Origin of the sequence: Methylobacterium sp. Leaf102 (assembly GCF_001422425.1) — a bacterium.
GTDB lineage: Bacteria > Pseudomonadota > Alphaproteobacteria > Rhizobiales > Beijerinckiaceae > Methylobacterium.
In genome coordinates this window covers 64,883-84,563 of sequence record NZ_LMMX01000040.1, presented here as the reverse complement: position 1 = coordinate 84,563, position 19,681 = coordinate 64,883, and the positions used below count along the sequence as shown (strand labels likewise).

Annotated in this window: 21 protein-coding genes; 14 read left to right on the top strand and 7 right to left on the bottom strand. The window is 69.3% G+C overall.

The genetic code is table 11. From position 1 onward, the window contains the following. Positions 1–2 precede the first annotated feature (2 nt). The 5 genes from ASF27_RS20175 (at position 3) to ASF27_RS20155 (ending at position 5,438) form a co-directional block, all read left to right on the top strand. The gene (locus ASF27_RS20175; protein ID WP_056362926.1) at positions 3–797 is read left to right on the top strand and encodes a thymidylate synthase; all 795 of its coding nucleotides are present in this window, start codon (positions 3–5) and stop codon (positions 795–797) included. Continuing rightward, positions 797–1,294: a dihydrofolate reductase gene (locus ASF27_RS20170; RefSeq protein WP_056174469.1), complete on the top strand. Its 498-nt coding sequence runs from the start codon at positions 797–799 to the stop codon at positions 1,292–1,294. The genes ASF27_RS20175 and ASF27_RS20170 overlap by 1 nt, the downstream gene beginning before the upstream one ends. A gap of 367 nt (positions 1,295–1,661) precedes the next feature. After that, positions 1,662–2,822, top strand: a complete 1,161-nt coding sequence (gene hflK / locus ASF27_RS20165) for an FtsH protease activity modulator HflK (protein ID WP_056174470.1) — start codon at positions 1,662–1,664, stop codon at positions 2,820–2,822. Beyond that, the gene (locus ASF27_RS20160) at positions 2,819–3,766 is read left to right on the top strand and encodes a protease modulator HflC (protein ID WP_056174472.1); all 948 of its coding nucleotides are present in this window, start codon (positions 2,819–2,821) and stop codon (positions 3,764–3,766) included. The genes hflK and ASF27_RS20160 overlap by 4 nt, the downstream gene beginning before the upstream one ends. 136 nt (positions 3,767–3,902) lie before the next feature. Next, positions 3,903–5,438, top strand: coding sequence for a DegQ family serine endoprotease (locus ASF27_RS20155; RefSeq protein ID WP_082479388.1), 1,536 nt, complete (start codon positions 3,903–3,905; stop codon positions 5,436–5,438). A 58-nt stretch (positions 5,439–5,496) separates the two neighbouring features. Here the strand turns inward: ASF27_RS20155 and serB are convergent, their stop codons facing one another. Continuing rightward, complete coding sequence (gene serB, locus ASF27_RS20150; protein ID WP_056362923.1) at positions 5,497–6,393, bottom strand: phosphoserine phosphatase SerB; 897 nt, start codon at positions 6,391–6,393, stop codon at positions 5,497–5,499. Between the two features lie 17 nt (positions 6,394–6,410). On the opposite strand from serB, the gene miaA reads away from it, so the two are divergent. Further along, positions 6,411–7,373 (top strand): tRNA (adenosine(37)-N6)-dimethylallyltransferase MiaA, encoded by a 963-nt coding sequence (gene miaA / locus ASF27_RS20145; RefSeq protein WP_056362921.1) that lies wholly within the window; start codon positions 6,411–6,413, stop codon positions 7,371–7,373. On the opposite strand, the gene ASF27_RS20140 is transcribed toward miaA, so the two are convergent. Together ASF27_RS20140 and moaA are read right to left on the bottom strand one after the other, a co-directional pair. Then, positions 7,351–8,217: an NAD(P)-dependent oxidoreductase gene (locus ASF27_RS20140; RefSeq protein WP_056362918.1), complete on the bottom strand. Its 867-nt coding sequence runs from the start codon at positions 8,215–8,217 to the stop codon at positions 7,351–7,353. The two genes, miaA and ASF27_RS20140, sit on opposite strands and share 23 nt — an antisense overlap. A 77-nt stretch (positions 8,218–8,294) precedes the next feature. Then, a complete protein-coding gene (gene moaA, locus ASF27_RS20135) occupies positions 8,295–9,437 on the bottom strand; it encodes a GTP 3',8-cyclase MoaA (RefSeq protein WP_244474396.1) in 1,143 nt (380 codons plus the stop codon). 96 nt (positions 9,438–9,533) lie between these two features. Between moaA and ASF27_RS20130 the strand changes: the two genes are divergently transcribed. The 7 genes from ASF27_RS20130 (at position 9,534) to ASF27_RS20100 (ending at position 15,224) form a co-directional block, all read left to right on the top strand. Continuing rightward, entirely contained in the window at positions 9,534–10,025 is a 492-nt protein-coding gene (locus tag ASF27_RS20130) for a DUF971 domain-containing protein (protein WP_056174480.1), read from the top strand. Between the two features lie 24 nt (positions 10,026–10,049). Next, complete coding sequence (locus tag ASF27_RS20125; protein WP_056363135.1) at positions 10,050–11,426, top strand: MATE family efflux transporter; 1,377 nt, start codon at positions 10,050–10,052, stop codon at positions 11,424–11,426. Positions 11,427–11,624: 198 nt separating this feature from the next. Further along, the gene (locus ASF27_RS20120) at positions 11,625–12,197 is read left to right on the top strand and encodes an iron transporter (RefSeq protein WP_244481073.1); all 573 of its coding nucleotides are present in this window, start codon (positions 11,625–11,627) and stop codon (positions 12,195–12,197) included. Positions 12,198–12,208: 11 nt separating this feature from the next. Continuing rightward, entirely contained in the window at positions 12,209–12,541 is a 333-nt protein-coding gene (locus ASF27_RS20115; RefSeq protein ID WP_056363128.1) for a cupredoxin domain-containing protein, read from the top strand. Positions 12,542–12,570: 29 nt separating this feature from the next. After that, positions 12,571–13,971 (top strand): 4Fe-4S binding protein, encoded by a 1,401-nt coding sequence (locus ASF27_RS20110; protein ID WP_056363126.1) that lies wholly within the window; start codon positions 12,571–12,573, stop codon positions 13,969–13,971. Positions 13,972–14,011: 40 nt separating this feature from the next. After that, positions 14,012–14,836 carry an FTR1 family protein gene (locus ASF27_RS20105; protein WP_056362915.1) on the top strand — a complete coding sequence of 275 codons (825 nt, stop codon included), beginning with the start codon at positions 14,012–14,014 and terminating at the stop codon, positions 14,834–14,836. A 16-nt stretch (positions 14,837–14,852) separates the two neighbouring features. Then, complete coding sequence (locus ASF27_RS20100; protein WP_056362913.1) at positions 14,853–15,224, top strand: tRNA-binding protein; 372 nt, start codon at positions 14,853–14,855, stop codon at positions 15,222–15,224. Position 15,225: 1 nt separating this feature from the next. Here the strand turns inward: ASF27_RS20100 and ASF27_RS20095 are convergent, their stop codons facing one another. Together ASF27_RS20095 and ASF27_RS20090 are read right to left on the bottom strand one after the other, a co-directional pair. Continuing rightward, the gene (locus tag ASF27_RS20095; protein WP_056362910.1) at positions 15,226–15,561 is read right to left on the bottom strand and encodes a DUF167 domain-containing protein; all 336 of its coding nucleotides are present in this window, start codon (positions 15,559–15,561) and stop codon (positions 15,226–15,228) included. Continuing rightward, the gene (locus ASF27_RS20090; protein ID WP_056268459.1) at positions 15,558–15,947 is read right to left on the bottom strand and encodes a tautomerase family protein; all 390 of its coding nucleotides are present in this window, start codon (positions 15,945–15,947) and stop codon (positions 15,558–15,560) included. The genes ASF27_RS20095 and ASF27_RS20090 overlap by 4 nt, the downstream gene beginning before the upstream one ends. A 202-nt stretch (positions 15,948–16,149) precedes the next feature. Between ASF27_RS20090 and ASF27_RS20085 the strand changes: the two genes are divergently transcribed. Continuing rightward, entirely contained in the window at positions 16,150–17,034 is an 885-nt protein-coding gene (locus tag ASF27_RS20085; protein ID WP_056174490.1) for a CoA ester lyase, read from the top strand. 25 nt (positions 17,035–17,059) lie between these two features. Here the strand turns inward: ASF27_RS20085 and ASF27_RS20080 are convergent, their stop codons facing one another. Next, positions 17,060–17,365 (bottom strand): hypothetical protein, encoded by a 306-nt coding sequence (locus ASF27_RS20080; RefSeq protein ID WP_056362906.1) that lies wholly within the window; start codon positions 17,363–17,365, stop codon positions 17,060–17,062. Continuing rightward, positions 17,362–19,659: an FdhF/YdeP family oxidoreductase gene (locus tag ASF27_RS20075; RefSeq protein ID WP_056362903.1), complete on the bottom strand. Its 2,298-nt coding sequence runs from the start codon at positions 19,657–19,659 to the stop codon at positions 17,362–17,364. Before ASF27_RS20075 ends, ASF27_RS20080 begins: the two co-directional genes overlap by 4 nt. Between the last annotated feature and the right edge of the window lie 22 nt (positions 19,660–19,681).

Sequence of the window (19,681 nt, the reverse complement as noted above, 5' to 3'; positions counted from 1 at the left end):
CGATGCACGCTTATCACCAGCTTCTCCAGCGCATCCTCGACGAGGGCGTCCGCAAGGACGACCGCACGGGCACCGGAACCCTTTCGGTGTTCGGCCACCAGATGCGGTTCGGTCTCGCGGACGGCTTCCCCCTGGTGACGACGAAGCAGCTGCACCTGCGCTCCATCATCCACGAATTGCTGTGGTTCCTCACGGGCGACACCAACGTGCGGGCGCTTCAGGCCAATGGCGTCACCATCTGGGACGAGTGGGCCGATGCGCAGGGCGACCTCGGTCCAGTCTACGGCCGGCAATGGCGGTCCTGGGCCAAACCCGACGGGGGCAGCGTCGACCAGATCGCCTGGGTGCTCGACGAAATCCGCCGCAACCCGGATTCGCGCCGCCTCGTCGTCTCGGCCTGGAACCCGGCGGACCTCGACCGGATGGCGCTGGCGCCCTGCCACTGCCTGTTCCAGTTCTACGTCGCGGAGGGGCGGCTCTCGTGCCAGCTCTATCAGCGCTCGGCCGACGTGTTCCTCGGTGTCCCGTTCAACATCGCCAGCTACGCCCTGCTGACCGCGATGATCGCCCGGGTCACGGGATTGGAGCCCGGCGACTTCATCCATACGCTGGGCGACGCCCACCTCTACGTGAACCACCTCGATCAGGCCCGCCTGCAGCTCACCCGCGAGGAACGCCCCCTGCCACGCCTCGTGCTGAACCCGGAGGTGACCAGCCTGTTCGATTTCCGCTTCGACGACATCGCCATCGAAGGCTATGCGCCGCACCCCGCCATTCGTGCGCCGGTGGCGGTCTGATGGCGCGGCCCCGCATCACCCTCCTGGCCGCGGTCGCGGAAAACGGTGTCATCGGCCGCGACAACGCCTTGATCTGGCGCCTGCGCAGCGACCTTCAGCGGTTCAAGGCGCTCACCCTCGGCAAGCCCGTGGTGATGGGCCGCAAGACCTACGAGTCCATCGGCCGCCCACTGCCGGGCCGGCGCATCCTGGTGCTCACCCGCGATCCGGGCTTCACCGCACCCGGCATCGAAACCGTGGGGAGCTGGGAGGAGGCCGTGGACGCCGCCGTCCCGGCCGGGGAACTGATGGTGGCCGGGGGCGGCGAGATCTACCGGCTCGCCCTGCCGCAGGCCGACCGCATCCACCTGACGGAAGTCGCCCTGGCGCCGGAGGGCGACACGGTGTTTCCGCCCTTCGACCGCGCCGCCTTTCGCGAGACCCTGCGCGAGGCGCATCCGACGGGCACGCACGACGCCTGCGCCTTCAGCTTCGTCGATCTGGAACGGATCGCGTGAAGCCGGCGGACCGGATCTCGCCCCGCAAAGGCCCGCGATCCCAGACCCCGAGCCCCGCGACCCCGAGCCTCGCGACCCGCGACCCAATGCGCAAAGGTTCCCCCGGCGGTTGTCTTTCGGATCGGCGATGCCCAAGTGCCGTAGAGGTCCGTAACGGCATCGTTCGACCGCCTTCGGTCCAACCTTGACAGGACGGCGGGCGGGCTCGCAGGTGGTGCGGGTCGATCGGGGCCGTCCGACACTCCTGTCCACGCGATGGAGTAGAGTTCGCGCTGGGTGACAGTGTGAACGAACGGCGCGAGTGGGCTTCGTGCCCGGTGAGCTTTGTGCGGCGAACACGCTGCTGGAACGGGAGATATCGGCGAGCATGCCTTGGAGCAATCAGAGCGGCGGCGGTAGCGGCAACGGGGGAGGGCCCTGGGGCCGGGGCAGCGGCGGCAATGGCGGCGGGGGTGGCCCGTGGGGAAGCGGCGGCGGGGGCGGCGGCGGCAAGACGCCCCAGGACCTCGAGGAGTTGCTCCGGCGCGGCCAGGATCGCCTGCGCGGCGTGTTGCCGGGTGGTTCGATGGGTGGCGGACGCGGCATTCTCATCGCGGCCGGACTCGTTGCAGCGGCATGGCTCGTCACGGGCTTTTACACGGTGGCCCCACAGCAGGTCGGCATCGAAACCATGTTCGGGCGCTATACCGGCACCACCGGTCAGGGCCTGAACTACGTATTTCCCTATCCCATCGGGGCCGTGACCAAGCCGAATGTCGGACAGGTCAACAGCATTCAGATCGGTTACCGGGCCGGCCCGCAGGGTCGCAGCACCGATAAGGCCGACGAGAGCCTGATGCTCACCGGCGACGAGAACATCGTCGACCTCGACTTCGAGGTGCAGTGGCGGATCAATCCGCTGAAAGCGTCGGACTTCGTGTTCAATCTCGAAAACCCCGAAGGCACCATCAAGGCCATCGCGGAAAGCGCCATGCGCGAAGTCATCGGCCGCCGCAACATCCAGGCGATCCTGACGAACGAGCAGTCGAGCGTCGCCCAGGAGGTCAAGGAGCTGACCCAGAAGGCGCTGGACGAGTACGGCGCCGGCGTCCGCATCGAAGTGGTCCAGCTCGTCGCCGTGAACCCGCCGCCGGAAGTGCGTCCCGCCTTCATCGACGTCAACGCCGCCCAGCAGGACGCCGAGCGCGCCCAGAACGAGGCCCGCACCTACGCGAGCCGCGAGTTGCCGCAGGCCAAGGGTAAGGCCGCGCAGATCGTACAGGCCGCCGAGGCCTACAAGACCCAGGCCACCGCCGAGGCGACCGGTCAGGCCGCCCGCTTCCAGCAGGTCTACGATTCCTACAAGGTCGCCCCGGTTATCAGCCGCGAGCGCATCTTCCTCGAAACGATGGAGCGGGTCCTGGGCTCGGTGAACAAGGTGATCATCGATCAGAACGGCACCGGCGTGAACAATGCCGGCGCCGGCGTCGTCCCCGTCCTGCCGCTCACCGAGTTCGGCGCCCGTAGCACCGGTGGAGCCGCACGATGAACAACCCCGCAATCCGCACCGGCCTCATGATCGCGGCGGCGGCCGTCTTCGTCCTGCTCTACGCCTCGGTCTTCACCGTGGGCCAGATGCAGCAGGCTCTCGTCCTTCAGTTCGGCCGCGTGCGCGCCGTCCTGAACCAGACCGGCACCGACAAGCCGGGCCTGTATTTCAAGGTGCCGTTCTTCGACAACGTCGTCCTGTTCGACAAGCGGGTCCTCGACCTCGACCTGCCCGTACAGACCCTCCTGACGGCCGATCGCCAGAACCTCGAAGTGGACGCCTTCGCCCGCTACCGGATCATCGATCCGCTGAAGTTCTACCAGTCCGCCAACAACATCCTGCGCGCCAACACCCTGCTCGCCAGCTTCACCAACTCGGCCCTGCGCAACGTGCTCGCCCGCTCGACCCGGGACGCCATCGTGCGGACCCAGCGTTCGGACCTGATGAACCAGATCCAGGGCGACGTGAACCGGCAGGCCAAGGAGCTCGGCGTCGAAATCGTGGATCTGCGCATGACCCGCGTGGATCTGCCGGCGCAGAACAGCACGGCCGTCTATCGGCGCATGACGACGGAGCGCAACCGCGAGGCCGCCGACATCCGCGCCAACGGCGACCAGATCGCCGCGACCATCAAGGCCAAGGCCGACCGCGACGTGACCGTGCTGATCTCCGAAGCCAACCAGACCTCCGAGACCCTGCGCGGCCAGGGCGACGCCGACAAGAACCGCATCCTCGCCGCCGCCTACGGCAAGGACGCCGACTTCTTCAGCTTCTACCGGTCGATGCAGGCCTACGAGACCGGGCTGAAGGGCTCCGACACCCGCCTCGTGATCTCGCCGTCCTCGGACTTCTTCCGCTACTTCAGCGATCCGCAGGGGCGGTCCCCGGCCACCGCCGCGCGTGGTGCGACCGATGCGGGCGCGACGGGTTCGGTCGGGCGCTGAGCCTGCCGATCTCTCGTCGAAGAACGATCAAGCGGCCGGCACCTCAGTGCCGGCCGTTTTCGCAAGGGCACAAGCCCCCTTGATCGTCGGGTCTGGGGGACGATCTAAGAGCAACGTTTCAGCCAAGAGGTCGATCATGGATTCCGTCGCGCGCGCTGCTCCCGCGCCCCGCCTGCGAGCGCTGCGCCGCTCCCTGTGCTCGGTCCTCGTCGCCGTCAGCCTGGCGAGCCCGCTCGGCGTCAGCGGCCTGTCCCAACCCGCCTATGCCAAGGGCCCCGAATCCCTGGCCGACCTCGCCGACCAGGTGACGGACGCCGTGGTGAACATTTCGGCCTCCACCACCGTCGAGGCCCGGCCCAACACCCGCAGCGGCCCGCAACTCCCGCCCGGAACCCCGTTCGAGGACCTGTTCGAGGAGTTCTTCAGCAAGCGCGGCGGTCGCGGTGGCGGCGGTGGTGACGGAGAGGCGCCGCGCCAGCAATCGCGCAAGTCGAACTCGCTCGGCTCCGGCTTCATCATCGACGCGTCCGGCATCGTGGTGACGAACAACCACGTCATCGGCGACGCCAACGACATCCAGGTGATCCTGCACAACGGCACCAAGTTGAAGGCCGAGATCATCGGCAAGGACCCGAAGATCGATCTCGCGGTACTCCGGGTGAAGCCCGATGCCGACAAGCCCCTGAAGGCCGTGCCTTTCGGTGATTCCGAGAAGATGCGGCCGGGCGACTGGGTCATCGCCATCGGCAACCCGTTCGGCCTCGGCGGCTCGGTCTCGGCCGGCATCGTCTCGGCGCGCGGACGCAACATCGAGTCCGGTCCGTACGACAATTACATCCAGACCGACGCCGCCATCAACAAGGGCAATTCCGGCGGACCGCTGTTCAACATGAACGGCGAGGTCATCGGCATCAACACGGCGATCCTGTCGCCCACGGGCGGCTCCGTCGGCATCGGCTTCGCCGTGCCCTCGGCCACGGCGTCCCAGGTCATCGATCAGCTGCGGGAGTTCGGCGAGGTCCGGCGCGGCTGGCTCGGGGTGCGCATCCAGAACGTGGACGACGCCACCGCGGAGGCCCTCGGCCTCAAGGGCGGCGCCCGCGGCGCCCTCATCGCCGGCGTCGACGAGAAGGGACCGGCGAAGGTCTCGGGCCTCGAAGTCGGCGACGTGATCACCAAGTTCAACGGCACGGCGGTGAAGTCGTCGAGCGATCTGCCGCGCATCGTCGCCGCGACCCCCGTCGGCAAGATCGTCGAGGTGATCGTGGTGCGCAAGGGCGCCGAGACGACGAAGTCCGTCACCCTCGGCCGCCTGGAGGACAACGAGAAGCCGCAGCTCGCCAATGCCCGCCAGCCCGAGGCCGAGAGCGCCGTGCGTCAGGCGCTCGGACTGAACCTCTCGAACCTCACCGACGATCTGCGCCGCCGCTACGGCATCAAGGACAGCCTCAAGGGCGTCGTCGTGATGCGGGTCGATCCGAATTCGACCGCCGCCGACAAGCAGATCAAGCCCGGCGAACTCATCGTCGAGGTCGGTCAGGAGCCGGTGAACAGTCCGGCCGAGGTGACGAAGCGCGTCGAGCAGCTGCGCAAGGAGAACCGCAAGTCGGTCCTCCTCATGGTGGCGAGCGCGTCCGGCGACGTTCGCTTCGTGGCCCTCGGCCTCGAATAACCCTCGACGCGGCAAGCCCTCCGAGAGAGGCCGTCGTCCCCCCGGACGGCGGCCTTTTTCAGTTCACGAACTCGCTCGCACCATACCCTTGCAGGTACAGGAGGGCGGTGAGATCGCCGTGGTCGATGCGGACATGAGCCGCGGCCGCGACGGCGGGCTTCGCCCGGAACGCGACCCCGAGCCCCGCCTCGCCAAGCATGTCGAGGTCGTTTGCGCCGTCCCCCACGGCCAGGGTTTCGGCCGGGTCGAGGCCGAAGCGGCTGCGCAAGTTGATGAGGGTGGCCCGCTTCGTCGCCTTGTCGACGATGGGCTCTTGGACGGAACCCGTGAGCCGGCCGTCCGCGACACCGAGCGTCGTCGCATGGGCCTCGTCGAACCCGATTTTTTCCGAGATCGGCCCGGTGAACAGGGTGAAGCCGCCGGAGACGAGGCAGGTGTGGGTGCCGTGCGCCTTGCACGTCTGCACCAGGGTCCGGGCGCCGGGCATGAGGGTGATGCGTTCGGCGATCAGGCTGTCGATGACACCGACCGGCAGATCCCGCAGGAGCGCGACCCGCTCGCGCAGGGCCGGAGCGAAGTCGATCTCCCCCCGCATGGCCCGTTCGGTGATGGCCGACACCTGATCCCGCAGGCCCACGGTGTCGGCGAGTTCGTCGATGCATTCCTGCTGGATCATGGTGGAATCCATGTCCGCGAGGAACAGGCGCTTGCGCCGGTGCGGGCCGGCGGGCAGGACCGCGACGTCGAAGGGCTCGGACGCGAAGGCCGCACGCAGGCGCCGGGCGAGGGCGGGCGCATCGGCGGCGGCACCCGGCACCAGCACCTCGGCGGCGACCTCACCGTGGAGGATGCGCGGCTGATGTTCCGTGCGCAGCACCCGGCGGGTCTCGGCCAGGACCGCATCGGTGATGGCGGGACGCGCCGCGTTTGCTATCAGGATCGCGACGAGGGACATCAGGGAGCTTCCACGCCTTGCCGCCGGTCACGGACACAGCACACGCGCACGGCCGGCCGGCGGCCATCCTCATCGCAGGGCCGACCGCCTCCGGCAAGTCGGGCCTCGCCACCGCCCTGGCGCGCCGGTTCCGGGGCGTGGTGATCAACACCGATTCCATGCAGGTCTATGGCGATCTCAGGCGCCTCTCGGCCCGGCCGAGCGAGGCGGAGGCGGCCCTGGCGCCCCACCGCCTCTACGGCCATGTCGATGGCGCGACCAACTATTCGGCCGGACATTTCGCCAGGGAGGCGGCCGCGCTTTTCCGTGCGGTGCGGGCGGAGGGCCGCCTGCCGATCTTCGTCGGCGGCACCGGACTGTACTTCCGCGCCCTGGAAGAGGGGTTGTCGGAGTTGCCGGCCGTGCCCGACGCCGTGCGGACCGCGATCCGTGCCGAAGCCGAGGGCCGGGCAACCGAGGCCCTGCACGCGGATCTCGCCGCCCGCGATCCCGGCGGCGCCGAGGCCCTGCGGCCGAGCGACCGGGCCCGGATCATGCGGGCCCTCGAGATCCTCGCCGCCACGGGAAAACCCATCGCCAGCTTCCAGGGCAGCCGGACGCCCGGTCCCCTCGCGGGGCTGCCGCTGCTGAAGCTGTTCCTCGCCCCCGAACGCGCGGCGCTCCGCGCGGCCATCGACGCCCGGTTCGCCGCGATGCTCGCGGACGGCGCCCTCGACGAGGTCGCGGCCCTGCGAGAACGCCGCCTCGACCCGCTCCTACCGATCATGCGTGCTCACGGCGTACCGGGCCTGATCGCCCACCTCGACGGGGTCATCGACCGGGCCGAGGCGATCCGGCGCGGACAAGCCGACACGAGGCGCTACGCCAAGCGTCAGTTCACCTGGTTCCGCCACCAGATGGGACCGGACTGGGAATGGACCGCCCCGGAGGCGGCCCAAACCCACGCCGAGGCGCGGCTTACTTTTCCAGACGGGCGATGAGGCTCGACGTGTCCCAACGGTTGCCGCCCATGCCCTGGACGTCAGCGTAGAACTGGTCCACCAGGGCCGTCACCGGCAGCTTCGCGCCGTTGCGGCGCGCCTCGGCCAGCAGGATGCCGAGATCCTTGCGCATCCAGTCCACGGCGAAGCCGAAATCGAATTTCTCCGCGTTCATGGTCCGGCCGCGATTCTCCATCTGCCAAGAGCCGGCGGCGCCCTTGGAGATCACGTCGAGGACGGCGTCGACGTCGAGTTCGGCGCGCTTGGCGAAGTGGATCGCCTCCGACAGCCCCTGCACCACGCCCGCGATGGCGATCTGATTGACCATCTTGGTGAGTTGGCCCGAGCCCGACGGGCCCATGAGGCGGCTCGCCTTGGCAAAGCACAGGATCGCGGCCTCGACGCTGGCGTAGGTCGCGGCGTCGCCGCCGCACATCACCGTGAGGGCCGCGTTCTCGGCTCCCGCCTGACCGCCGGACACGGGAGCGTCGATGAAATGAAGGCCGGCGGCGCTGGCGATCTCGGCGAGTTCACCGGCGACTTCGGCGGAGGCCGTGGTGTGGTCGACGAAGACCGCGCCCTTCGTCATGCCGGCGAACGCGCCGTCGTTGCCGAGGGTCACGCCGCGCAGGTCGTCGTCGTTGCCGACGCAGGCGAAGACCACCTCCTGGCCCTCGGCAGCCTGACGCGGGGTCGGCGCCGCCGCGCCGCCATGGGCCTTCACCCAGGCTTCCGCCTTCGATGCCGTCCGGTTGTAGACGGTGACGTGGTGGCCGTGCCGGGCGAGGTGCCCCGCCATCGGGCCGCCCATCACACCGAGGCCCAGGAACGCGACCTTCGCCATCAACCGTCTCCACCGTTCGAACGCACGCTGGACGGGGGTCTAAGTGGGCGGGGGCGAGGGGTCAAACCCCTCTGTCTTCAGCCGCCGGTGACGCTCATGTGGCGCGGCACCGCCGCCGGGCGGGCCCGCTCGATGACGAAGTCGTGGCCCTTCGGCTTGCGTGCGATGGCATCCACCACAGCCTGCGTGACGAGGGCATCGTCCGGAGAGGCACGGAGCGCCGCGCGCAGATCCGCCGCGTCCTCCTGGCCGAGACACATGTAGAGCTGACCGGTGCAGGTCAGGCGTACGCGGTTGCAGCTCTCGCAGAAATTATGGGTGAGGGGCGTGATGAAGCCGAGGCGCCCACCGGTCTCCTCCACGCGCACGTAGCGCGCCGGACCACCGGTGCGGTCCGGCAGGGGGGTCAGGGTGTAGCGATTCTCGAGGCGCGCGCGGGCCACCGACAGGGGCAGGAACTGATCGGTGCGGTCGCCCTCGATCTCGCCCAGCGGCATGACCTCGATCAGGGTCATGTCCATGCCGTCGCCGTGCGCCCAGGCGATCATATCGGCGATCTCGTCCTCATTGACGCCCTTGAGCGCCACGGCGTTGATCTTGACCTTGATGCCGGCGCGCCGGGCCGTCGCGATGCCGTCGAGCACCACCTTGAGATCGCCGCGACGGGTCACGGCCTTGAACTTGGCGGGGTCGAGGGTGTCGAGGGAGACGTTGACGCGCTTGACCCCGAGGTCGGCGAGTTCGGGCGCGAAGCGGCCGAGCTGCGTTCCGTTCGTAGTCATGGTCAGCTCCTCCAGCGCGCCCGTGCCGAGATGGCGGGACAGGCGGCGGAACAGATGCATGATGTCACGCCGCACCAGGGGCTCGCCCCCGGTGATGCGCAGCTTCCTCACCCCGCGCCCGATGAACACCGCGCACAGGCGATCGAGCTCCTCGAGGCTGAGAAGGTCGCGTTTCGGCAAGAAGCTCATGTCGTCGGACATGCAGTAGACGCAGCGAAGGTCGCAGCGATCCGTGACCGAAATGCGCAGGTAAGTGATCGCCCGCTGGAACGGGTCGATCAAGGGCGCGGGCGCGGACAAGGGCGCAGACGCAGGCTTGGACAAGGGCGCGGGGACAGGCGTCACGGGCGCGTCGTCGGTGCGTGGACCCCACATGCGAAACTCTGAACCCTGGTCTGGGGAAGGCACTGGCGTTTGGTCGCGTGACGAACCTAGCATGAAGAAGCATATGAGGTCTTGCACCCGCGCGGGCAAGCGCGCACCGGGGCGACGTGTCCGCACGTGGAACCACCCCCTCCACAAGGAGACTGCCACATGGACCAGCAGACCCCCGATCAACGAACCCCCGCCCCCGCTCCGGCCGCACTGGAGCGCTGGCCGACGGAGATCCGGCTGTCGGGCGACAAGCGCAGCCTCATCGTCGCCTTCGAGGATGGCGGGCGCTTCACCCTGCCGGCGGAATACCTGCGGGTGTCGAGCCCGTCGGCCGAGGTCCAGGGCCACTCCCCGGCGGAGCGCAAGGTGATCGGCGGCAAGCGCGAGGTCGCGATCCTCAAGGTCGAGCCCATCGGCAACTACGCCGTGAAGCTTACCTTCGACGACATGCACGACACCGGCCTGTTCGGCTGGGGCTACCTCTACGACCTCGGCCGTGAATACCGGAACCGCTGGGCCACCTACCTGTCGGAGCTGGACGAGCGAGGCCTGACGCGCGATCCCGCCATGCGGCCGGCGAAGAAGCCGGCCGGGACTCCGACGGAGAGTTCGGGTGGCGGCAGTTGCGGCACCGGGTGCGGCTGTCATTGAGGGCATATCGATGAGGGCATGCCGATGAGCGTCCGCGGAGCCCATCCCGCACCCGCCACGAACCGGCGCGTCCTGTCCCTCGCCCTGCCGATGACGGTCGCCAACGTCACGACGCCGCTCCTCGGCTTCGTCGGTGCGGCGGTGATCGGGCGGCTCGGCGATGCGGCCCTGCTCGGCGCCATGGCGCTCGGCGCCGTGATCTTCGACGCGATCTTCTGGTCGTTCGGCTCCCTGCGCATGGCGACCGCCGGCCTGACGGCGCAGGCGGTGGGCGCCCGCGACGGCGCGGAGGTCGACCGCACCCTGGCGCGGGCGCTCGCCGCAGGTCTCCTCGTCGGCCTCGTCATCGTGATCCTGCAGGGGCCCATCGGGCAGGGCGCCTTCGCCATCAGCGGCGCGAGCCCGGCGGTGATCGCCGGCCTGTCGGACTATTTCCATATCCGCATCTTCGCGGCGCCCTTCACCCTGGCGAACTACGCCATCCTGGGGTCCGTGCTCGGCCGCGGCCGTACGGATCTCGGGCTCGTGCTCCAGATGGCCATCAACCTCGTCAACATCGCCCTGACCCTCGCCCTCGTGCTCGGCGCGGGCATGAGCGTCGCGGGCGCGGGCCTCGCCACCCTGGTGGCCGAGGCGGTTGGAACCGGGCTGGGGCTCCTCGTCCTCGCCCGACTCGGCTCCTATCCGTTCGGCGTGCCATGGCGGATCGTCGCCGATCCCCTGGCGCTCGCCCGGATGCTCAGCGTCAACGCCGACGTCATGATCCGCACCCTTCTGCTCGTCGCCTGCATCGCGGCGTTCTCGGCCCTCGGCGCACGCTCCGGCGACGTGGTGCTCGCCGCCAACGCCGTCCTGTGGAATCTCTTCATGATCGGCGGCTTCTTCCTCGACGGCTTCGCCACCGCCGCCGAGACCCTGTGCGGACAGGCCGTGGGCGCCCGTGACCAGGCGGGCTTCCGCCGCGCCGCGCGCCTGAGCCTCGCCTGGTGCCTCGCCTTCGGGGCCGCCATCGCGGGCCTGTTCCTCGTGACGGGTGGGGCTTTCATCGACGCGGTGACGACGAACCCCGAGGTCCGCGAGACGGCGCGGGCCTACCTCGTCCCGGCGGCCCTGGCGCCCCTCGTCGCCGCGCTCCCCTTCGCCTTCGACGGCATCTACATCGGCGCCACCTGGACCCGCGCCATGCGCAACCTGATGATCGGGGCCAGCGTCACCTATGGCTTCGCCCTGCTGGCGTTCCACGCGCTGGATCTCGGCAATGCCGGCCTGTGGGCCGCTTTCCTGCTGCTGCTGGGCGGCCGTGGCGTCGGTCAGGCCCTGGCCTATCCGGGCCTGACGGCGCGAACGTTTTCCCCAGCGGTCGAGCCGGGACTGCCCGCGCCCGTACGACAGGTTGCGTGACCGTAATCGCCCCTCGGGCTGAAAGACCAGGAACCAATAGATCGGACGCGAGCACCCGCTTTGTTTCGAAAAGGTCCAACCACCATCGAATTAGAATGATTCCGATGTGACAATGTGACGAAGAAGCCTCTTTGCTTGCTTGTGCGGCTGGTCTACGCGCTCGATACCCTGCGCGAAGCTCCGATGTGCGAGAGATCCATGACCGCCCGCTCCATCACCGCCCGATGCTTGCCGTCCATCCTCGTCGCCGGCTTCCTCGCCGCCGGTGCGGTCCTTCCCGCTCACGCGAAGGAGACGCCCATCGGTCCGCACGTGATCCAGAACGGGCTCGAAGTCGCCGCCGTCTACCTCCAGCCCATCGAGATGGACCCGCCGGACATGATGCGCGCCGCCGCACAATCCGACTTGCATCTCGAAGCCGACATCCGCGCCGCCAAGGACAACCGCAACGGCTTCGCCGAGGGGGACTGGGTGCCTTCGCTCGCCGTCTCGTTCGAGCTGACGAAGCTCGACGGCGAGGCCGCCACGGGGCCGAAGGTGTCCGGCACCCTCATGCCCATGGTGGCCAACGACGGCCCGCATTACGGCGACAACGTCAAGCTGTCCGGGCCCGGCCGCTACCGCCTCAAGCTCACGGTGGCGCCCCCCGGGGCCGGTCAGCATTTCGGCCGCCACGTCGACAAGGAGACCGGGGTCGCCGAATGGTTCAAGCCGTTCGACCTGATCCAGGACTTCACCTTCGCGGGCATCGGCAAGAAGGGCGCGTACTGACCGTGGCCCGGCTGCCGAACCTTCTCGCCGCCGCAGCGGCGGCCGCCACCCTCGCGCTCGGGCAGCCGGCCCGCGCCGAGGACCTGCCGGTCATCAAGGTCGAGATGCGCGACGGGGCGATCATCCCCGAAATCATCGAGGTGCCGGCCAACACCCGGTTCAAGCTCGAGATCACCAACACGGGCAAGACCCCCGTCGAGTTCGAGAGCACCGAACTGAAGCGCGAGAAGGCGCTCGCCGCCGGCGCCACCTCGTCCATCGTGTTCCGCACCATCGATCCCGGTCGCTACGACGTGTTCGACGACTTCCACCCGGATTCCAAAGCCACTCTCGTGGCGAAGTAGGCAGCGAAACGGACCGAATGGCGAACCCCATGGCGGCATCGGCCTCCATTTCACCGGGCGAGGCCTGGGTCGATGCCAAGCTGGCCGGCCTCGGCCAGTGGCTCCAGCGCAACGGCGGCATCATCCGCACGATCCAATGGGTCGTCGTGGCGATCTACCTCGTCCTCGTCGCGGTCCCGGCCTTCCTGCCGCTCCCTGGACGCACGGCGCACCTGTGGAACGACCTCACGGTGTTCGCCCAGTTCGCGTTCTGGGGCATCTGGTGGCCGTTCGTGCTGGTCAGCATGGTGGTGGTCGGGCGCGCGTGGTGCGGCATCCTCTGCCCCGAAGGCGCCCTCACGGAATTCGCCAGCCGGTGGAGCCTCGGCCGCGCCGTGCCGCGCTGGCTCACCTGGGGCGGCTGGCCGTTCGTGGCGTTCGCCGGCACCACGGTCTACGGCCAGATGGTCAGCGTCTACGGCTACCCGAAACCGGTATTGGCCGTGCTCGGCGGTTCCACGGTGGCGGCCATCGCCGTCGGCCTGCTCTACGGCCGCAACAAGCGGGTGTGGTGCCGCTACCTCTGCCCCGTCAACGGCGTCTTCGCGGTCCTGGCCAAGCTCGCCCCCGTGAGCTTCCAGGTCGATCACGCGGCCTGGAGCGCATCGCCGAAGCCGAAGGGCGAGAGCTTCAACTGCGCGCCCCTGGTCCCGGTAAAGACCATGAACGGCGCCGGGGCCTGCCACATGTGCGGACGCTGCAGCGGCTATCGCGGGGCCGTGCGCCTCGCCCGGCGGTCGCCTATCCACGAGATCGTCAACGTCGCCGGCAACGAGCCGAGCCTCGACCAGACCGCCCTTATCCTGTTCGGCATGATGGGCCTCGCGGTGGGCGCGTTCCAGTGGTCGTCGAGCCCGTGGTTCATCGACGTCAAGCAATGGCTCGCCACGATCCTGATCGAGCGCGGCATCTCCTGGCCCCTGGAGACGACACTGCCGTGGTTCGTCCTCACCAACTACCCCGAGCACAACGACGTGCTCAGCCTCCTCGACGGCGTGCTGCTGCTCGCCTACATCGTCGCCTCGGCCCTCATCCTCGGATCGTCCCTGTCGGGCTTCGTGGCCCTCGGCACCCGCGCCCTCGGGGCGTGGTCGACCCAGCGGTTCCACCACCTCACCCAGACGCTGATACCGGTCGCCGGCTGCGGCGTCTTCCTCGGCCTCTCGGCCCTCACCGTGACGTTCCTGCGCGGCGACGGTCTCGTCATCCCCTATGTCTCCGAATTGCGCGGCGGTCTCCTCCTCGGCAGCAGCCTGTGGAGCACCTGGCTCGCCTGGCGGGTGTCGGGGCTCTACGCGGCCGGGGCGCGCCGGATCGCCGCCACCCTCGCCATCGCGGCGGCCTGCGGCCTCTCGGTGTTCGGCTGGGTGCTGCTGTTCTGGATCTGGTAACCCGCGCGGCCCTTCGGCGCGCACACAAGGATATCCGCGCATGATCGGCGCTTTCGTCATCGCCTTCCGCGAGGTCATCGAGGCCGGCCTCATCGTCGGCATCGTGCTCGCCGCGACACGCGGGATCAGTGGGCGCGGCCGCTGGATCGCCCTGGGTATCGTCGGGGGACTGGCGGGCGCCGCCCTCATCGCGCTGTTCGCGGAAAAAATCTCCGACGCCTTCGAGGGTGCCGGCCAGGACATCCTCAACGCCGCCGTGCTCATCGTCGCCGTGCTGATGCTGATCTGGCACAACACCTGGATGAGCAAGCACGGTCGCGAACTCGCCGGGGAGCTGCGCGCGGCCGGCGACAGGGTCCGCACCGGACAGACTACGGCGGCCGCCCTGGCCCTCGTGGTCGGCGCCGCGATCCTGCGCGAGGGCGCCGAGCTCGTGCTGTTCCTCTACGGCCTCGTCGCATCCGGCACCTCCGGGATCGATATCCAGCTCGGGGCGCTCGCAGGCGTCGCGGCCGGTGCCGCCCTGTCGGGGGTGAGCTATTTCGGTCTCGCCGCCATCCCGACCCGCTACGTCTTCTCGGTGACGAGCGCGCTGATCATCTTCCTCGCCGCCGGCCTCGCCTCGCAGGCCGCTCAGTTCCTGGTGAACGCGGGCGTCGTCACCGTTCTCGATCGCCCCCTGTGGAACACCACCGCGATCCTGCGGGAGGACAGCCTCGCGGGCCGCGTGCTCCACGCCCTCGTGGGCTACACCGACCGGCCGAGCGTCCTCCAGGGCCTCGTCTACCTCGGCACCATCCTGGTCATGGTCGCCCTGATGCAATGGTCGTCGGCGGACAAGCGCCGGCAGGTCCGCACGGCCTGAGGCGCGCGAGGTCGTCATGCACGTCAGCCCCACGCCCGACGCCCCGGCGGCCGAGACCATCGCGTTCGACGCGTTCCTCGCCGTGGATATCCGGGTCGGCACCATCGTGTCGGCCGAGCCGTTCCCGGAGGCTCACAAAGCCGCCCTGAAGCTCGTCATCGATTTCGGCGGCAGCATCGGCCGGAAGCGGTCGAGCGCCCAGATCACCGAGCATTACCGGGCCGAGGACCTGCCCGGCCGTCAGGTCGCCGCCGTGGTGAATTTTCCGCCCCGGCAGATCGGGCCGTTCCGGTCCGAGGTGCTGACCCTGGGCTTTCCCGACGCCGACGGGGCGGTGGTGTTGTTCGCGCCGGACAAACCCGTGCCGAACGGCGGGCGCCTGTTCTGACTTATCGGCGCAGGGGCGCGGCCGCGATCCACTCGCCGATGCGGCCGCTCAGAACGACGGGATCGCCCGCGAGCGCCACCACCTTCCGACGAGCCGTCTCGCCCGAGACGATGCGGATCTCGCTGCGCCGCAGCTCCAGGACCTCGGCAAGGTAGCCGATCAAGGCCGCGTTGGCGGCGCCCTCCACCGGCGGGGCAGCGACGCGCAGCTGCACGGCAATCCGTCTGTCAGCCCCGGCGACGAGACCGTCGAGGCCGGACCGCGCGGCGCGGGGGGTGAGCCGGACGGCGAGGCGCACGCCGTCCGCATGGGCGGTATAGGGGAGGGCCGGCGTCACAGCTCGCCCGTGAGGAACTGCGCCCGGCCGTGGCCGAACGACCAATCGGCGTCGCTGTTGACCATGCAGGACACCATCACGTCGGCCGGAGCGATGCCGCAGGCGGCCTCCAACTTCTCCGTGAGCAGGCGATAGAAATCCTGCTTCATCTCCTGCGAACGCGGGCGGGTGAACACCTGCACCACCACCACGTCCTTCGTGCGCGGGATGCCGAGGCCGGTATCCTCGACGATCATCCGCGACGGCTTGTGCTCGGTGACGATCTGGTAGCGGTCGCCGGCCGGCACCCGGAAGGCTTCCAGCATGGCCTCGTGGGCCGCATCGAGCAGGGTCTTCAGCTCGGCCTCGGTACGGCCTTCGATGAGATCGAAGCGGATCAACGGCATGGCACTCTCACTCTTCGGGATCGACGAGCCGCGGCAGAACGGCTGCCTTGCTTGGTTTCGTCGGCGACGTCGGGCGAGATCATAGCAGTCCCTGTCCGCCCGCGTCCCGATTCGGGGAAGGAACTGCCATTCGCGGGGCCGTGCGGGGTGCCCAGGCGCCGATGTTGCATTAAGGTGCGCGGCGATTTCACAGGAACCCGCGATGTCCGACCTCCGCCTCCGCCGCAGCGTGCTGTATATGCCCGGTTCGAACCAGCGTGCTTTGGAAAAGGCCCGGACCCTCGCCGCCGATTCGCTCATCCTCGACCTCGAGGACGCGGTGGCGCCCGACGCCAAGGAACTCGCGCGCGAGCAGGTCTGCGCGGCGGTCAAGGAAGGCGGCTACGGCAAACGCGAGATCGTCATCCGGGTCAACGCGCCCCAGACGCCCTGGGGTGAATCCGACCTCAAGGCGGCGATCCAGGCCCGACCCGACGCGATCCTGATGCCGAAGGTCTCCTCGCCCGCCGTGCTGGAGAGCATCGCCAACCACCTCGAAGCCCTGGAGGCGCCCGACAGCATCGCCGTCTGGGCCATGATCGAGACTCCGGCGGCCATCCTCAACATTCAGGACATCGCGAAAGCCCGGCGCGACCGGCGCACCCGGCTCACCGGTTTCGTGCTCGGCACCAACGATCTCGCCAAGGACACCTGGGCCCAACTCGTGCCCGGCCGCGTGCCGATGCTGCCGTGGATGATGTTCACCCTCGCGGCCGCCCGCGCCGAGGGTCTGATCATCCTCGACGGCGTCTGGAACGACATCGGCGATGTGGACGGCTGCCGCGCCGAGTGCCAGCAGGCGCGCGACCTCGGCTTCGACGGCAAGACCCTGATCCACCCCAACCAGATCGAGCCGGCCAACACCTGCTTCGCCCCCACGGAGGAGGAGGTGCGCCGCGCCCGCATCGTCATCGAGGCGTTCGACAAGCCCGAGAACCTGAAGCGCGGCGCCATCAAGATCGAGGGCCGCATGTACGAGCGGCAGCATATCGGCATGGCCCGCCGGGCGGTGAACTGGTCGGAGGCCATCGCGGCCAAGGGGCAGTAGGGGCGCCTCGCGACGGCCGGGCCACTCAACCGTGAAGGTGGTCGAGGAGCGCCCGGCCCGCTTCGGTGACCGCGTAGTGTGTGCGCTGGGTGCGGGGGGCGCGCTCGATCACCGTCAGCAGCGCCGCCTCGCCGACCAGGACTTCGACGGCCCGCAGCACGAGGGCATGCTCGACGCCGAACACGCGCGAAAAGCTGCGGCTGTCGGCGGCGAGGGCGAGGTGCAGGGCCGCGAGCACGCCCGCTTCCAGGGTCGAGAGCCCAGGCTGCAGGGCGGCGATGGAATCCGTCACCGCCAGGAAGGTTTCGGCGTCGGCCGGGGGTTCGCTCACGCGGCGGCCGGCGCGCGGAGGTGGACGAGCACCGACTTCGAGGTCGGCGTGTCGCTGCCCTCGCCGAAGGTCGAGAGCGGCACGAGGACGTTGAGCTCAGGGTAATAGCCCGCGAGCGAGCCGCGCGGCATGTCGAAGGGCACGAGGCGGAAGCTCTCCGCCACCCGGGTCACGCCGTCGTCGTGGTTGCCGACGATATCGACCCGGTCGCCCATGCGCGCGCGGATCTCCGCGAGGTCGTCGGGATGGGCGAAGACCACCCGGCGTTCGCCGTAGACGCCGCGATAGCGGTCGTCGAGGCCGTAGATGGTGGTGTTGTACTGGTCGTGGCTGCGGAAGGTCTGCAGCACGAAGGTGCCGGGCGTCGTGCTGGCGCGCTGGTGCTCCGTCGTCTCCGGCAGCACGTCGGCCGAGAAGTTGGCGAGCCCCGTCTCGGTCTCGAAGTTGCACTCGGCGGCGAGGTTTCGGAGCATGAAGCCGCGCGGACGCCGCACCCGGACGTTGTAGCCCGCGAACCCCGGGATCGTGCGTTCGATGAGATCGCGGATCCGGTCGTAATCCTCCGTGAGCGACGCCCAGTCGACCCGCTCCGAACCGACGGTCGCCGCCGCCATGCCGGCGATGATGGCGATCTCGGACAGGAGCTCCTTCGAGGCCGGCTTGTTGATGCCGCCCGAGCCGTGGACCATGCTCATGGAATCCTCGACCGTCACGATCTGGGTCTTGCCCCGGGCGTTGCGGTCGATCTCCGTGCGGCCGAGGCACGGCAGCAGGTAGGCGACGCGGCCCGGCACGAGGTGCGAGTGGTTGAGCTTCGTCGCGATGTGGACGGTGAGCTCGCAGGATGCGAGGGCCCTGGCGACGAGGGCCGTGTCCGGCGTGGCGCGGGCGAAGTTGCCGCCGAGCCCGATGAACGCCTTCGACGAGCCGTCCAGCATGGCGCCGATGGCGCCGATGACGTTGTGGCCGTGACGGCGCGGCGCGGTGAAGCCGAACGTGGTCTCCAGGGCGTCGAGGAGGGCGGCGGAGGGCTTTTCGTTGATGCCCACCGTGCGGTCGCCCTGCACGTTGGAATGGCCGCGCACGGGGCACAGGCCGGTGCCGGGCCGCCCGACATGGCCGCGCAGGAACAGCACGTTGGCGAGTTCGCGAACCGTTGCGACGGAATGGCGGTGCTGGGTCACGCCCATGGCCCAGGTGCAGATCACCTTGTCGGCCCCGAGATAGACCTGCGCCGCGACCTCGATGTCGGCACGGGACAGGCCGGACTGATCCTCGATGGCCTGCCAGGTGGTGGCGTCGACGACGGCCCGGTATGCGTCGAGCCCGGCGGTGTGATGGGCGAGGAATGCGCGGTCGAGGACGGACGGCTTGCCGGCGTCGAGCGCCGCATCGTCGGCGGCGAACACCGCCTTGGCGATGCCACGGAAGGCCGCCATGTCGCCGCCGAGGCGCGGCTGGTAATAGTGGCTCGCCACGGGCGCGCTCGCGCCGCGCAGCATCTCGACGGTGTTCTGCGGATCGGCGAAGCGCTCGAGGCCGCGCTCGCGCACGGGGTTGAACACCACCACGCGGGTGCCGCGCTGGGCGGCCTTGCGCAGGTCGCCGAGCATGCGCGGATGGTTGGTGCCGGGGTTCTGGCCAACGACGAAGATCGCGTCGGCCTTCTCGAAATCTTCCAGCAGCACGGTGCCCTTGCCGATGCCGATGGCCGCCTGGAGGGCGATGCCGCTGGCCTCGTGGCACATGTTCGAGCAGTCGGGGAAGTTGTTGGTGCCGTAATGCCGGGCGAACAGCTGGTAGAGATACGCGGCCTCGTTGGATGCGCGGCCGGAGGTGTAGAACTCGGCCCGATCGGGTTGGTCGAGGGCGTTGAGAGCAGCGCCGATGGCCGCGAAGGCCTCGGGCCAGGTGGTCGGCACGTAGCGGTCGCTGGTGGCGTCGTAGCGCATGGGATGGGTGAGCCGGCCCTCGCCCTCGAGGGCGTAGTCGGTCCAGCCGCGCAGCTCGCTCACGGTGTGCTTGGCGAAGAACTTCGGCGGGGTGCGCTTGTCGGTGGCTTCCCAAGACACCGCCTTGACGCCGTTCTCGCAGAACTCGAACGAGGAGCCGTGCGCCGGGTCACCCCAGGCGCAGCCCGGACAATCGAACCCATCGGGCTGGTTGGCCTTCAGCATGGCGCGGGCGCCCGAGAGCGGTGCGCGGCTGCCGAGGAGATGCTTGCCACAGCTTTTCAGCGCACCCCAGCCGCCGGCGGCGGACGAACGCTTGGGAGACGCGACCGGGTGATCCATGGACGATCCTGATGGGAAAGCT